The sequence below is a fragment of the Streptomyces sp. NPDC002676 genome, from assembly GCF_053592455.1.
On sequence record NZ_JBSFVT010000007.1, the window covers coordinates 227,985 to 241,587 of the forward strand.

Consider the following 13,603-nt stretch of genomic DNA (forward strand, 5'->3'; position numbering starts at 1 on the left):
GGAAACTCACAGCCGCCCCCGGCACCGTTCGCGCCCGGCGCGGGCGATGCTGGGGGACGCGATGAACACGATCCGTTCCGGCCGCCCGGCCCTCACCCGACCCGACGGCACCCCGCTGCGCGTCCTCGTCGTGGACGACGACCCCGACCTCGCGGAGGTGCTGACCGGCGCCCTGCGGTACGAGGGCTGGCAGGTGCGTGCCGCGGGCGACGGCGCCGCCGCCCTCGCCACGGCGCGCGAGCTGCTGCCCGACGCCGTCGTGCTGGACGTGATGCTCCCGGACACCGACGGCTTCGCGGTGCTGCGCCGGCTGCACGAGGTGCTGCCGGACGTGTGTGTGCTCTTCCTCACGGCCCGGGACGCGGTGGAGGACCGGATCGCGGGCATCACGGCCGGCGGCGACGACTACGTCACCAAGCCGTTCAGCCTGGAGGAGGTCGTCGCCCGGCTGCGCGGACTGCTGCGCCGCGCGGGCATGGCCCGCCAGATGGAGGAGGGGCCGCGGCTGGTCGTGGGTGACCTGGTCATGGACGAGGAGGCCCGCGAGGTGACCCGGGCCGGCGAGCTGATCGAACTCTCGCCGACCGAGTTCGAACTCCTCCGCTTCCTCATGCGCAATCCGCGCCGCGTCCTCAGCAAGACCCAGATCCTCGACCGGGTCTGGTCCTACGACTTCGGCGGCCGGGCCCACGTGGTCGAGCTGTATATCTCCTACCTGCGCAAGAAGGTGGACGCGGGCCGCGAACCCATGATCCACACCGTGCGCGGGGCGGGCTACGTCCTGAAGCCGGTGACCAGGTGATCTCCATGGGACAGCTGCCCCGCCCGCGCACCCTGCGCGCCCGCCTCACGGTGGGCCTGGTGGTCCTGCTCGCGGCCAGCTGCGCGGCCGTCGGACTCGCCGCCGTCCTCGAACTGGACGGTTTCCTCACCCGGCGCCTGGACGAGCAACTCGTCCAGGTCGGCACCCGCTTCCCGGAGAGCCTGGAGCACAAGGGACCACCGCACGACGACCACGACGGCGACGAACACGGCGACACCCGCACCCAGGCCACCGGCACCTTCGGCGCCCGCCTGGTCGACGGCACCGTCACCAACAAGGCCGTCGTCCGCTCCGGCGACCCGGCCGCCGACCTGAGCGTCGACCTGACCACCGCGGACCGCAGGGTGCTGGCCGCGCTACCGGTGGACGGCAGGCCGCACTCCATCGGCCTGTCCGCCCTCGACGACTACCGGGTGATCGCCACCCGGGGCCGGGACGGCGACGTACTGGTCGTCGGCCTGCCGCTGGAGCCGGTGCGGGCCGCCGTCCACCGGCTGGAACTGGTGGCCGCGATCGTCTTCGGTCTGGCGCTCGTCGCGACGGGTGTGGCCGGGGCACTGTGGGTGCGCTGGTCACTGCGACCGCTCAGCCGGGTCGCCGCCACCGCCACCCGCGTCAGTGAACTTCCGCTGGCCAGCGGCGAGGTCGCCCTGCCGTCCCGAGCCCCGGAACTCGACGCCCGCAGCGAGATCGGCCAGGTGGCAGCGGCCTTCAACCGGATGCTGGGCCATGTCGAGGGCGCCCTGACCAAACGCCACGCCAGTGAGGATCGGCTGCGCCGCTTCGCCGCCGACGCCAGCCACGAGCTGCGCACCCCGGTGGCCTCGGTGCGCGGCCACGCCGAACTGGCCCTCCTGCACCCGGGCCCGGTGCCCCCCGAGGTCACCCGGGCCCTGGAACGCATCACCGCCGAGTCCTCCCGTCTGGGCGAGATGGTCGACGACCTCCTTCTGCTGGCCCGCCTCGACGCGGGCCGCCCGCTGGAGCGCGCTCCGGTGGACCTCACGCGGCTGGTCCTGGACGCGGTGACGGACGCCCGCGCGGCCGGCCCCGGCCACCGCTGGATGCTGGACCTCCCGGAGGACCCGGTCACGGTCCCCGGCGACGCCCATCGCCTCCATCAGGTGCTGGCCAACCTGCTGGCCAACGCGCGTCTGCACACGCCCGTGGGCACGAAGGTGACGGTCACCCTGGAGACCGAGGCCCGCGCGGCCCGTCTCTCGGTCCATGACGACGGCCCCGGCGTCCCCGAGGACGTCCAGCCGCACGTCTTCGAGCGCTTCACGCGAGCGGAACACCGCCGCCACCCGGGCGCCTCCGGCGGCGGGGCGGGGCTGGGCCTGTCGATCGTGACGGCGGTGGCGGAGGCGCACGGCGGGAGCGTAGGGCTGGAGAGCCGGACCGGGGCCACGACGTTCACCGTGCGGCTGCCCTGCGCTCCTGCCTGAGCCCCGGCGTACGTCCGTCTCAGCCGTCCCGGAGTCACACCCCTTGACCGGGGTCACCGACGTGACGGTGCGCGTCGGCAGCACGATCCGCCCGTCCCCGTCCCCGTCCCCGTCCCCGTCCCCGTGCCCGTCCGCGCGGAGCACCACGCTGTCCGGCCCGGAACCGAGGAGCTCCCCGCAGCGCTCGTCGCTCGTCGTCACCACCCGGACGAGGTGATCCGGGGACGAACCGGTCGTCACCCAGGCGACCAGCACGGCAGCGGCCACCAGCGTCACCCCGCACACGCAGCACACGGCGGCCTGGAGCAGCCGTTCGCAGACGCGGTCGATCTCCCGCCGGGTCCAGTCGCGCAGGGCCTGTCCGGCCAGCAGTACCCGCTCGCCGGGCACGCCGTGGGCCGCGCGCACGGCGAGGACGGAGCCCAGCAGCAGGATCAGGAAGGCCAGCCCGAGCAGGACACCCACGGTCTGCCGTGCGGCGTCCGGGAGCTGGGTGAGGTCGTCCCGTCCCTTGAGCGTGACGAGGACGGCGAGCAGTGCGGTTTGCCCGGTGAGCCCCGTGCGCCGAGCAGTCCCGTGCGTCCGGGTCGCCGCCCGGCAGGGGTTGCAGCACCCCCGGACACCAGACGTGCGCCTGCCCCTTTGCCGTGCGCGCCTCCAGGGCGAACTCACTCACCCTGAAGAATGCCCTCGGGGCTGACCTGGCGGGTCACGATGGTCATCTCGTCGGCGAGCATGAAGTAGCTGAACACGCCGATCCCGAAACGGCTGTTGGGGTACAGCCGCAGCGCCGGATCGTGGCGCAGCCGGCGGGACTGCTCCTTGCGGAAGGCGGGGCCGCTACGTCGAGTGCCGGGACAACGGCGTCGGCATGAGCGCGGAACAGCTCAAGCAGACCTTCACACGCGCGGGCAGCCGCTTCGAGCGCTCCCGGCCCTGGGTGAAGGTGATCCGGCCCGCCCACTCCGCGGGCGGGGCCCCGATGGAGCGCAGGTAGTCGCGGCGCATCGCCCGGTAGCGGCAGGCGTCGAGGGCGTTCTGGTACAGCTCGCGCAAGGCCAACTCAGGGAGTCAGCCGTACAGTTGCTCGCCCATCGGCAGGTCCCGCACCTCGGTCTGCGCGAGGTGGAGGCGCAGCAGGGGCACTTCGTAGGCGGACCGGCTGCCCACGCGCATCGGGCGCAGGTCGCGGTTGGTGACGCGGGCGGGGACGGCCGCGAGGAGTGCGGCCTCCGACTCGCGTAGGCCCCCGCCGAGTTGACCGATCTGCGCGGATAACTGATCGGCCTCGTCGGCGACTTCGGTGAGGGCGGCGTGCATGGCCTGGTGCTGGCACGGCGCGTCCAGGTGCAGGGCGCTGCCGTCCCGGTGCCGGCTCAGCCCGCGGGCCATCCCCACGATCTGCTGCGGCAGGACGGGGTCGGTCACGGCCAGGTGCTCGGCCACGATGTCCGGGAGGGTGCGGACGTCCACGGCCAGCAGGCCCGCGAGCCGCAGGAGGGCGGCCGGCGGGCGGATCCGCAGCATCCGGTGCCCGCCGGGCAGGAACACCTTGCCGGACGCCCAGGTGTGCGAGTCGTCGAACGGCTCGTCCATCGCCGGGGCCGATGCCGCCGCCCGCAGCAGCTCGGAGAGTTCGTGCACCCGCAGGTCCGGGACGCCGAGCCGGGTGGCCAGGGCCTCGCCGGGACCGGCGGGCACCCCCTCGTCGTCGGTCTGGAAGCGGTCGGCGATCCAGCGGTGCACCAGCCACAGGGTGATCGCGCCCGCGTCCTCGACGCGGTCCCGGACCCGGCAGTCGGCCGGCTTGCGCGCGACCCGCTCGTACTGCTCGTCCATGTCCCTCGTCCCCCTCCCGCGAGCAGGAGAACATGATGACACCGCGCACGGACAGCGAGTGCACGACGGCGCTCAGTAGTGCAGGACTCGGACGGTGGGAATGGCTCAGGCGGTGGACGGGGGCAGTGGGAGCGGCAGCCCGGGCAGTCCGTCCAGGCTCGTCGCGACGTGCTCCTTCTTCTCGAAGTAGGTGCTCAGCGAGGTGTCGTCCTCGCGGGCGAAGCGCTTGCCGTGCAGGTCACGGTCCTCCTCGTACGCCATGAAGGGGACGGCGAAGCCGCAGCTGTCCCGGACCAGCTCGGCGTGGACGACGATGACCGCGCGCAGCCCGTGCGTGCGGTGGTCGATGTCCGGGAAGCGGCTGAGCAGCCCCCCGAAGCGGGGGTCGTCGCGGAAGACCGGCTCGCCCCGGCCGTGCACCCGCACGATGTTGGGCGGGCCCTGGAAGGCACACCACATGAGGGTGATCCGGCCGTTCTCGCGCAGGTGGGCGATGGTCTCCGCGGTGGACCCGGCGAAGTCCAGGTAGGCCACGGTCAGTTCGTCGAGCACGACGAAGGAGCCTTTGAGACCCTTGGGGGAGAGGTTGACCGTGCCGTCACCGGACAGCGGCGCCGTCGCGGTGAAGAACATGGGCTGCTCCTCGATGAAGGTCCGCAGCCGGCCGTCTATACGCTCATAAGTCTTTCCCATGTCTAAGGATTATCGTCAAAACCCCTTCGGCCGTCCCAGGAATCTCGATTGACGAATCATGCATGGTTCTGCATACTCATGCATGCCAGTGCTTGCAGTGTGAGGAGAAACCCGTGGCCGAGCGCGTCGTACTCGCCTACTCGGGCGGTCTGGACACCTCCGTCGCCATCGGCTGGATCGCCGAGGAGACGGGCGCCGAGGTCATCGCCGTCGCGGTGGACGTCGGCCAGGGCGGCGAGGACCTGGACGTCATCCGCAAGCGCGCCCTCGCCTGCGGAGCCGTCGAGGCCGAGGTCGCGGACGCCAGGGACGAGTTCGCCGACGAGTACTGCCTTCCGGCGATCAAGGCCAACGCCCTCTACATGGACCGCTACCCGCTGGTCTCCGCCCTCTCCCGGCCGGCGATCGTCAAGCACCTCGTCGCCGCCGCGAAGAAGCACGGCGCCACGACCGTCGCCCACGGCTGCACCGGCAAGGGCAACGACCAGGTCCGCTTCGAGGCCGGCATCGTCGCCCTCGCCCCCGACCTCAAGTGCATCGCCCCGGTCCGCGACTACGCGATGACCCGGGACAAGGCCATCGCCTTCTGCGAGGCCAAGCAGCTCCCGATCGCCACCACCAAGAAGTCCCCGTACTCCATCGACCAGAACGTCTTCGGGCGCGCGGTCGAGACGGGCTTCCTGGAGGACATCTGGAACGCGCCGATCGAGGACATCTACGAGTACACCCAGAACCCGGCCGTCGCGCGGGAGCCCGACGAGGTGGTCATCACCTTCAAGCAGGGCGTCCCCGTCGCCATCGACGGCAGGCCGGTGACCGTGCTCCAGGCGATCCAGCAGCTCAACGAGCGCGCCGGCGCCCAGGGCGTCGGCCGGATCGACATGGTCGAGGACCGCCTCGTCGGCATCAAGTCCCGCGAGGTGTACGAGGCCCCGGGTGCGATCGCGCTGATCACGGCCCACCAGGAGCTGGAGAACGTCACCGTCGAGCGCGAACTCGCCCGCTACAAGCGGCAGGTCGAGCAGCGCTGGGGCGAACTGGTCTACGACGGCCAGTGGTTCTCTCCGCTCAAGCGCGCCCTGGAGGGCTTCGTCGACGAGGCCAACGAGCACGTGAGCGGCGACATCCGGATGACCCTGCACGGCGGACGCGCGGTCGTCACCGGCCGGCGCTCCGAGGAGTCGCTGTACGACTTCCACCTCGCCACCTACGACACCGGCGACACCTTCGACCAGTCCGCGGCCAAGGGCTTCATCGACATCTACAGCCTGTCGTCGAAGCTCGCGGCACGGCGTGATCTGCAGGCAGAGCCTGACGTGGACCTCGCGTAAGCGTGACCTCGCGTCACACCGACCAACCCTCCCTAGGAGCAGCGCAAGTGAGCAGCAACAGCGGTGACGTACGGCTCTGGGGCGGCCGTTTCGCCGACGGTCCCGCCGAGGCCCTGGCGAAGCTGTCCGCGTCCGTCCACTTCGACTGGCGGCTCGCGCCGTACGACCTCGCCGGTTCGCGTGCCCACGCGCGCGTGCTGCACAAGGCGGGCCTGCTCACCGAGGACGAGCTGACCCGGATGCTCGCGGGGCTCGACCAGCTGGAAGCGGACGTCGCGGACGGCTCCTTCGTGGGCACCATCGCCGACGAGGACGTCCACACCGCCCTGGAGCGCGGCCTGCTGGAGCGCCTCGGTCCCGACCTCGGCGGCAAGCTGCGCGCCGGCCGCTCGCGCAACGACCAGGTCGCGACCCTCTTCCGGATGTACCTCAGGGACCACGCCCGTACGATCGGCGGCCTGATCGCCGACCTCCAGGACGCCCTGATCGGCCTCGCCGAGGCCCACCCGGACGTGGCGATGCCCGGCCGCACCCACCTCCAGCACGCCCAGCCGGTGCTCTTCGCCCACCACGTCCTCGCCCACGTCCAGTCCCTGTCCCGGGACGCCGAGCGGCTGCGCCAGTGGGACGAGCGGACGGCCGTGTCGCCGTACGGCTCCGGCGCCCTCGCGGGCTCCTCCCTCGGCCTCGACCCGGAGGCCGTCGCCGAGGACCTCGGCTTCGAGCACGGCAGTGTGGGCAACTCCATCGACGGCACCGCCTCCCGTGACTTCGTCGCCGAGTTCGCCTTCATCACCGCGATGATCGGGGTCAACCTCTCCCGGATCGCCGAGGAGATCATCATCTGGAACACGAAGGAGTTCTCCTTCGTCACCCTGCACGACGCGTTCTCCACGGGTTCGTCGATCATGCCGCAGAAGAAGAACCCGGACATCGCGGAGCTGGCGCGCGGCAAGTCCGGCCGGCTGATCGGCAACCTGACGGGCCTGATGGCGACCCTGAAGGCCCTGCCGCTCGCCTACAACCGCGACCTCCAGGAGGACAAGGAGCCGGTCTTCGACTCCTGCGACCAGCTGGAGGTGCTGCTCCCCGCCTTCACCGGCATGATCGCCACGCTCACGGTCAACCGCGAGCGCATGGAGGAGCTGGCCCCGGCCGGCTTCTCGCTCGCCACCGACATCGCCGAGTGGCTGGTCAGGCAGGGCGTGCCGTTCCGGGTGGCTCACGAGGTCGCGGGGGAGTGCGTGAAGGTCGCCGAGGCCGAGGGCAAGGAGCTGGACGACCTCACGGACGAGCAGTTCGCGAAGATCTCCGCGCATCTCACTCCGGAGGTCCGCACGGTCCTCAACGTCCCCGGCGCCCTCGCCTCCCGCAACGGCCGCGGCGGCACGGCACCGAGCGCGGTCGCCGTCCAGCTCGCCGAGGTCAAGGCGGACGTGGCGGCACAGCACGGGTGGGCCGACGCCAGGAAGTAGCGGTCCGGAGTCGTAGAAGCAGCAGGTCCGGTGTCGTAGGGGCATCGCGGGTTACGTTGGTCAGGAGCCCCAAGGAGCCGACCGAACGGAGCCCGCGATGCCCTTCGCCCGACTGGCCTCAGCCACGACTCCCACCTGCCACATCGGCCTGGGGCTCGCCGCCGTCGGCCGTCCCGGCTACATCAACCTGGGCCGCGAGGAGGACCTCGGAGACGACCGCAGCGTCGAGGCCCTGCGCGAGCGCACCCACGAACTCCTCGACGCCGCCTACGCCCAGGGCGTGCGCTACTACGACGTCGCCCGCTCCTACGGCCGTTCGGAGGAGTTCCTCGCCGGCTGGCTGAACGCCCACCCCGAGGTCGACGACGTCGTCGTCGGCAGCAAGTGGGGCTACACCTACACCGCCGGCTGGTCCACCGACGCCGAACAGCACGAGGTCAAGGACCACAGCGTTGCCACCTACGAGCGGCAGCGCGCCGAGACCGACGCCCTGCTAGGAGACCGGCTCGACCTCTACCAGATCCACTCGATGACCCCGGACAGCCCGGCCCTCACCGACAAGGACCTCCACGCGATGCTGGCGGAGGCTGCCGCCGGCGGTCTGACCATCGGCTTCTCCACCAGCGGCCCCGAGCAGGCCGACACGATCCGCGCCGCCCTCGCCGTGACCGTCGACGGCGAGCCCCTCTTCCGTACGGTCCAGTCGACGTACAACGCGCTGGAGACCTCGGCCGGTCCCGCGCTCGCCGAGGCGCACGACGCCGGTCTCACGGTGATCGTCAAGGAGGGCATGGCGAACGGCCGGCTGGCCGAGCCGCATGCGCCGGACCTGCTGAAGACCGTGGCCGACGAGAACTTCCTCGGGTGTGACGCCGTGGCCCTCGGCCTGATCCTGCGCCAGCCCTGGGCCGGGGTAGTCCTGTCCGGCGCCGCGACGGTCACCCAGCTCGCCTCCAACCTGCACGCCCCCGTGGTCGACCTGGACGAGGACCAGCTGACCCGGCTGGCCACCCTGGTGGAGGACCCGCGCGCCTACTGGGAGCAGCGGGGCCGGCTGCCCTGGCACTGACGGGCCCTGCCCGCTGACCAGCATCGATGAGTCACGCATGCCCATGGTGAGACAGATGTGTCTCACATGGGCTAGTCTTGTCTCATGGCCCTGGATCGTGACCACGTGCTGCGCAGCGCAGCCGCCCTGCTGACCCGCAAGTCCACCGCGACCATGGACGAGGTCGCCAAGGCCGCCGGGATCAGCCGGGCCACGCTGCACCGCCACTTCGCCGGGCGCTTCGCGCTCGTACGGGCCCTGGAGGAGCTCGGCATCGCGGAGTGCGACGCGGCGCTGGACCGGGCCCGGCTGGACGAAGGGCCCGCAGCTGAGGCCGTACGCAGGATGGTGCGCGAGATCGAGCCCTCCGCCGGGCTGCTCGCCTTCCTGTACGGCGAGAGCCAGTTGTGGGAGGGCGACCTCCAGAACGAAAGCTGGCAGCAGCTGGACGCCCGCATCAGCGGGGTCTTCCAGCGCGGTCAGCAGAGCGGCGAGCTGCGGATCGACCTCACTCCCGTCTGGCTCACCGAGGCGCTGTACGGACTGATCGCCTCCTGCGCCTGGGCCACCCTGGACGGCCGTGTGGCCTCCCGGGACTTCCCCACGATGGTCGCCGAGCTGCTGCTCGGCGGCGCGCTACGAAGAGAGGAACCATGACCAGCACCTTGCAGCCGGCCGGCACAGCGGCGGCGGAGAAGCGTCCGGGCCGCTGGCTCGCGCTCTCCGTCCTCGTCCTGGCCGTGCTGCTGGTGGCCGTCGACGCCACCGTCCTCGGCCTGGCGACCCCCTACATCACCGAAGACCTCAACCCCTCCGGCACCCAGCTCCTGTGGATCGGCGACGTCTACTCCTTCGTCATCGCCGGTCTGCTCGTCTCCATGGGCAGCCTCGGCGACCGCATCGGCCGCAAGCGCATCCTGCTCGTCGGTGCCACGGCGTTCGGCGCGATATCCGTCCTGAACGCCTACGCGACGACACCCGAACTCATGATCCTGGCGCGGGCGTTGCTCGGTGTCGCGGGCGCGACCCTGATGCCCGCCACCCTCGCCCTGATCCGCAACCTCTTCCACGACCCGCGCGAGCGCAGCCTCGCCGTCGGCATCTGGGGCGCGACCGCCTCCGCCGGTACGGCCGTCGGCCCGATAGCGGGCGGCTTCCTCCTCGAACACTTCTGGTGGGGCTCGGTCTTCCTGATCAACCTGCCGGTGATGGCGGTCCTGGTGCTCGTCGGCATCCGCACCCTGCCCGAGTCCCGCAACCCGAACCCCGGCCCCTGGGACCTGGCAGGCGTCGTGCTGTCGCTCGTCGGCATGATCGGCATCGTGTACGCGGTCAAGGAGGCCGCGACCCACGGCTTCACCTGGGCCACGGTGGTCGCCGGCCTGCTGGGCGCAGCCGCCCTCTACGGCTTCGTCCACCGCCAGCTCACCCTGCCGACCCCGCTGCTGGACATGCGGCTGTTCCGGCGCCGCGGCTTCAGCGGAGCGGTCCTCGCCGACCTGCTGACCGTCCTCGGCATGTCCGGCCTGGTGTTCTTCCTCTCCCAGTACCTGCAACTCGTCCAGGGAAGGCGCCCGTTCGAGGCAGGCCTGGCCGAACTGCCCGCCGCCGTCGGCGCGGTGGCGGCCGGCCTGGTCGCGGGCCGGGCCGCCCGCCGCTACTCGGTGCGGGTGGTGGTCTCGGGCGGCCTGGCGGCGGTGGGCCTGGCCCTGGCCGCGCTCACGACCCTGGGCGTGTCCACGGGCTACCCGGTGCTCGGCGCCGCCCTCCTGGTCGTCGGCGTCGGCGCGGGCTTCTCGTTCACGGTCACCGCGGACGTCATCCTCTCCACGGTCCCCAAGGACCAGGCAGGCGCCGCCTCCGCCGTCTCCGAAACGGCCTACGAACTGGGCGCGGCCCTGGGCATCGCCCTGCTCGGCTCGATCGTGACGGGCGTCTACCGCGACTTCACGGGCCCGGCCGGAACCCCGGCACAGGCCCATGAGTCACTGGGGGCGGCGGTGGAAGCGTCGAGGAACATGCCGGCGCATTCGGCGCAGGCCATGCTCGAAGCGGCACGGGACTCCTTCGTCCACGGCCTGCACCTGGCCTCCGGCGCGGGAGCGGCAGTCCTGCTGGCGACGGCGGCGTCAGCCTGGTTCCTGCTGAGGGGGCAGAAACTGGAGAACGCCGGGTAGGGGCGAACCGCCCCGGACCTCACTTCTTGTACCCGAGGATCGTCATCATCCCGCCCTCCGAGTGGTACTGGTTGTGACAGTGCAGCATCCACAACCCGGGATTGTCGGCGTAGAAGTCGACCACCAGCTTCCGGTGCGGCAGCACGATCGCGGTGTCCTTGCGCGCGCCCACCGCATCCAGACCGGTCAGCGCGAAGGTGTGCCCGTGCAGGTGCAGCGGGTGCCACATGTCGGTCGCGTTGATGAGGGTGAGCCGTACCCGCTCACCGAACCGGACGGGGTGCCGCTGCCGCACGTCGTAGGGCCGGTGGTCGAACCCCCAGTTGTACTTGTGCATGTTGCCGGTGACCCGGATGCGCAGCTCGCGGTCGGGGTGGTCGTCGTCGAAGGCCACGGCGTCGTCCGGAACGAGACGGCGCGCGGGGACGCACTTCCCGTCGAGCTCGTCCGGGCGGGCGTCGAGGGCGGGAAGACGATTGCCCTTGTCGGTGCGCAGGACGGCGACGGCGGCCCTGCCGGGCTTGCCCTCGGGCTCGGCGACCAGGGGGAAGACGCCGTCCCGGGCGGTGATCAGGACGTCGTACCGCTCGGCCATGCCGATGAGCAGGGCGTCGGTCTTCTTGTGCTGCACGGGATAGCCGTCGGTGTGCGTGACGGTCATCCTGTGGTCGCCCAGCGCGACCCGGAACGCCGTTTCGGAACCGGCGTTGATGATGCGCAGCCGGACGCGCTCGCCGGGACGGCAGCGGAACACCGAGGGGTTGCCGGGCAGGCGCCCGTTGGCCAGGTAGTAGGGGTAGGCGACGCTGCCGGCCTCCGAGTGGAGCATCTTGCTGTGCGAGTGGTGCAGGATCCGGGAGGGGCTCGCCGACTTCCTGGGGGACGGCGAGGGGCGCATGCCCGCCGATCCGCCGGCACGCCGGCCGCCGTGTCCGGGGCCCATCGCCATGCCGCCCGTCTTCCCGGACGAGCCGGGCATGAGCTCGGCGAACACCTGGTCGGGGGTGGAGCCGTCCACGCCGTCGAGCCAGTCGTCCAGGACGACGATCCATTCCTTGTCGTAGTGGAGGGGCTCCTTGGGGTCGTCGACGATCAGCGTCGCATACAGGGCACGGTCGGCCTGGAGGCCCTGGTGCGAGTGCAACAGGTACGTTCCCGGATGGGGGACCTTGAAGCGGTAGTCGAAGTCCGACCCCGGGGGGATGGCCAGCTGGGTCAGGTCCGGCGCGCCGTCCATGTCGCAGCGCAGGCGCACCCCGTGGGAGTGCAGGGTGGTCTTGGTGGGCAGCCGGTTGGCGAGGGTGAGGCTGAGCACGTCACCGGCGGTGACGCGCACCAGCGGGCCCGGCAGAGTCTCGTTGTAGGCCCAGGTCCGGACGGACCGCCCGCCCAGGTCCAGCATGGACTCGGCAGCCGTGAACCTGACCGTGCGCAGGGGGCCGGGCCCGCGTTTGCGCTCGGCGGCACGGACCTCCGGATCCGACGGATTCACGTATCCCGCGGGCCCCTGCGGGACGAACTCCTTCTCGATGCCCGAGCGTCCGGAGCCCGAGCGGGGCTCGGAGCCGGTGCCTGTGCCGGAACGGGAACCGGTGCCTGCGCCGGAACCGGAGCAGGCACCCAGGAGCCCCGCGCCGGCGGCGGCGAACGGAGCACGGAGCACGGTACGGCGGGAAGCTTTCTGCATGTCTGAATAAGACATGATGTGTGCTCATATGGCCGGTTAATACGGCCGAATGCCGGATGTATCGGGGGGAGATTCCTTCGGCGGGCGGAGGGGCGCGAGCCACCGCGCCGGTCCGCCGGAAGGTACTCGGAAGGTACTCGGCAGGTACTCGGCAGGTACCGAAGGGCTTACGCGGCCTTCGCCTTCGTGGCGTACATGTCCACGTACTCCTGCCCGGACAGCCGCATGACCTCGGCCATCACCGAGTCGGTCACGGCCCGGAGCACGTAACGGTCCCGGTCCATCCCCTCGTAGCGGGAGAACTCCATGGCCGTGCCGAAGCGGACGGTCACCCGGCCCGGGCGCGGGATGCCCCGGCCTCCCGGCTGCAGCTTGTCCGTGCCGATCATCGCGAACGGCACCACCGGCGCGCCCGTCATCAGCGTCAGCCGCGCGATACCCGTGCGCCCCCGGTACAGGCGGCCGTCGGGCGAGCGGGTGCCCTCCGGGTAGATCCCGAAGATCTTGCCCTCCTCCAGGATCCGCCGGCCGGTCATCAGCGCGGCGACGCCGCCGCTGGCGCCGTCCCGGTCCACCGGGATCATGCCGACGCCGGTGAAGAACCACGCCATCAGGCGGCCCTTGATGCCCTTGCCGGTGACGTACTCGTCCTTGCCGATGAAGAAGACCTGCCGCTTCGTCACGATCGGCAGCACGATCGAGTCGATGAACGTCAGGTGATTACCGGCCAGAATGACCGGCCCGTCCCCCGGGATGTGCTCCGCGCCCTCCACCTGTGGGCGGAACATCAGACGCATGATCGGTCCGAGCACTGCCTTGATGAGCGCGAAGCGGGACAACGGGTCCTCCGACGTCAAGGTGAGCGTTATGAGTCTGTGCAGGTGAGGACATTACTCGCGGCTTCGCGGGTAACGCACATCGGGAGCGCCCGGTTCACCGAGGTCTTACGCACTGTTGACACGGGTTTACCTGCGGTGGCGCGTCGGTGGCCCCGCGGAACGCGCGGGCGGCGATGTGACGGACATCGCCCTCTCCCATCCGACAGCCGACGTCACCCCGGTGTTCGAACCGAGGTCCCCCGT

12 protein-coding genes are annotated in these 13,603 nt (G+C 71.2%); 7 read left to right on the top strand and 5 right to left on the bottom strand.

Annotation, left to right across the window (positions count from 1 at the left end; all coding sequences use genetic code 11):
* The first annotated feature begins 61 nt into the window (after positions 1–61).
* Positions 62–802 (top strand): response regulator transcription factor, encoded by a 741-nt coding sequence (locus tag ACWD3E_RS21760; RefSeq protein ID WP_451389187.1) that lies wholly within the window; start codon positions 62–64, stop codon positions 800–802.
* 5 nt (positions 803–807) lie between these two features.
* Positions 808–2,271, top strand: coding sequence for a sensor histidine kinase (locus ACWD3E_RS21765; RefSeq protein ID WP_451389188.1), 1,464 nt, complete (start codon positions 808–810; stop codon positions 2,269–2,271).
* 840 nt (positions 2,272–3,111) lie between these two features.
* On the opposite strand, the gene ACWD3E_RS21770 is transcribed toward ACWD3E_RS21765, so the two are convergent.
* The 3 genes from ACWD3E_RS21770 to ACWD3E_RS21780 form a co-directional block, all read right to left on the bottom strand.
* A complete protein-coding gene (locus tag ACWD3E_RS21770; RefSeq protein ID WP_451389189.1) occupies positions 3,112–3,327 on the bottom strand; it encodes a hypothetical protein in 216 nt (71 codons plus the stop codon).
* 15 nt (positions 3,328–3,342) lie between these two features.
* Positions 3,343–4,110, bottom strand: a complete 768-nt coding sequence (locus ACWD3E_RS21775) for an HD domain-containing protein (protein WP_451389190.1) — start codon at positions 4,108–4,110, stop codon at positions 3,343–3,345.
* A gap of 105 nt (positions 4,111–4,215) precedes the next feature.
* Positions 4,216–4,803 (bottom strand): pyridoxamine 5'-phosphate oxidase family protein, encoded by a 588-nt coding sequence (locus ACWD3E_RS21780; protein WP_451389191.1) that lies wholly within the window; start codon positions 4,801–4,803, stop codon positions 4,216–4,218.
* A gap of 113 nt (positions 4,804–4,916) precedes the next feature.
* Here ACWD3E_RS21780 and ACWD3E_RS21785 point away from each other — a divergent pair, with 113 nt between their 5' ends.
* The 5 genes from ACWD3E_RS21785 (at position 4,917) to ACWD3E_RS21805 (ending at position 10,834) form a co-directional block, all read left to right on the top strand.
* Positions 4,917–6,134 (top strand): argininosuccinate synthase, encoded by a 1,218-nt coding sequence (locus tag ACWD3E_RS21785; protein WP_451389192.1) that lies wholly within the window; start codon positions 4,917–4,919, stop codon positions 6,132–6,134.
* A gap of 47 nt (positions 6,135–6,181) precedes the next feature.
* Positions 6,182–7,609 carry an argininosuccinate lyase gene (argH, locus tag ACWD3E_RS21790; RefSeq protein WP_451389193.1) on the top strand — a complete coding sequence of 476 codons (1,428 nt, stop codon included), beginning with the start codon at positions 6,182–6,184 and terminating at the stop codon, positions 7,607–7,609.
* 97 nt (positions 7,610–7,706) lie between these two features.
* Positions 7,707–8,678 carry an aldo/keto reductase gene (locus ACWD3E_RS21795; RefSeq protein WP_451389194.1) on the top strand — a complete coding sequence of 324 codons (972 nt, stop codon included), beginning with the start codon at positions 7,707–7,709 and terminating at the stop codon, positions 8,676–8,678.
* 84 nt (positions 8,679–8,762) lie between these two features.
* Positions 8,763–9,314, top strand: coding sequence for a TetR/AcrR family transcriptional regulator (locus tag ACWD3E_RS21800; RefSeq protein WP_451389195.1), 552 nt, complete (start codon positions 8,763–8,765; stop codon positions 9,312–9,314).
* Entirely contained in the window at positions 9,311–10,834 is a 1,524-nt protein-coding gene (locus ACWD3E_RS21805) for an MFS transporter (protein ID WP_451389196.1), read from the top strand. Before ACWD3E_RS21800 ends, ACWD3E_RS21805 begins: the two co-directional genes overlap by 4 nt.
* 19 nt (positions 10,835–10,853) lie before the next feature.
* Here ACWD3E_RS21805 and ACWD3E_RS21810 read toward each other — a convergent pair whose 3' ends face one another.
* Positions 10,854–12,521, bottom strand: a complete 1,668-nt coding sequence (locus ACWD3E_RS21810; protein WP_451389197.1) for a multicopper oxidase family protein — start codon at positions 12,519–12,521, stop codon at positions 10,854–10,856.
* Between the two features lie 167 nt (positions 12,522–12,688).
* Entirely contained in the window at positions 12,689–13,360 is a 672-nt protein-coding gene (locus tag ACWD3E_RS21815; protein ID WP_451389373.1) for a lysophospholipid acyltransferase family protein, read from the bottom strand.
* Between the last annotated feature and the right edge of the window lie 243 nt (positions 13,361–13,603).

Excerpts from the sequence above, each read along its gene's own strand:
- ACWD3E_RS21760 (WP_451389187.1), top strand. The coding sequence starts at position 62 with ATGAACACGATCCGTTCCGGCCGCCCGGCCCTCACCCGACCCGACGGC.
- ACWD3E_RS21765 (WP_451389188.1), top strand. The coding sequence starts at position 808 with ATGGGACAGCTGCCCCGCCCGCGCACCCTGCGCGCCCGCCTCACGGTG.
- ACWD3E_RS21775 (WP_451389190.1), bottom strand. The coding sequence starts at position 4,110 with ATGGACGAGCAGTACGAGCGGGTCGCGCGCAAGCCGGCCGACTGCCGG.
- ACWD3E_RS21780 (WP_451389191.1), bottom strand. The coding sequence starts at position 4,803 with ATGGGAAAGACTTATGAGCGTATAGACGGCCGGCTGCGGACCTTCATC.
- ACWD3E_RS21795 (WP_451389194.1), top strand. The coding sequence starts at position 7,707 with ATGCCCTTCGCCCGACTGGCCTCAGCCACGACTCCCACCTGCCACATC.
- ACWD3E_RS21800 (WP_451389195.1), top strand. The coding sequence starts at position 8,763 with ATGGCCCTGGATCGTGACCACGTGCTGCGCAGCGCAGCCGCCCTGCTG.
- ACWD3E_RS21805 (WP_451389196.1), top strand. The coding sequence starts at position 9,311 with ATGACCAGCACCTTGCAGCCGGCCGGCACAGCGGCGGCGGAGAAGCGT.
- ACWD3E_RS21810 (WP_451389197.1), bottom strand. The coding sequence starts at position 12,521 with ATGCAGAAAGCTTCCCGCCGTACCGTGCTCCGTGCTCCGTTCGCCGCC.